Here is a 315-nt window from a genome sequence, read left to right as displayed (position 1 = left end):
GGTGCCGTCGCAAAGGCTGTAGGAAATCGCGTTCAGCGTCTCCGGCGCGATGACGGTACCGCCTCAGGCAGCGAGGTCAATCATGCTCTTGGCAGGCGGCTGACTCAGGGTCTGCCAGCCGTCGACCTTGCGCATGCTGATCTGGCCTGAGGCGAGCAAGGCCCAGAACAGCATCGCCGCGGTCTCCGCCGAAGGCAGCACGGTCTGGGTCTTGATGCGGCGCTTGAACTCCTCATGCAGACGCTCGATCGCGTTGGTGGTCCGTGCCGACTTCCATTGGCCGGAGGGCAGCCGGGTGAAAGCGAACAGCGCCTC

Annotated in this window: 1 protein-coding gene; it reads right to left on the bottom strand. The window is 64.8% G+C overall.

Going from position 1 to position 315, the window contains the following annotated elements; genetic code table 11:
• Nucleotides 1–63: 63 nt before the first annotated feature.
• On the bottom strand, nucleotides 64–315 hold a 252-nt coding region (locus Q7A36_RS41250), incomplete at its 5' end, for a transposase (protein WP_305109546.1).

The organism is Paracraurococcus lichenis, assembly GCF_030657435.1.
Classification (GTDB): Bacteria; Pseudomonadota; Alphaproteobacteria; order Acetobacterales; family Acetobacteraceae; genus Paracraurococcus; species Paracraurococcus lichenis.
The sequence above is the reverse complement of the archived record's forward strand: the minus strand, read 5'-3'. Positions and strand labels throughout refer to the sequence as shown.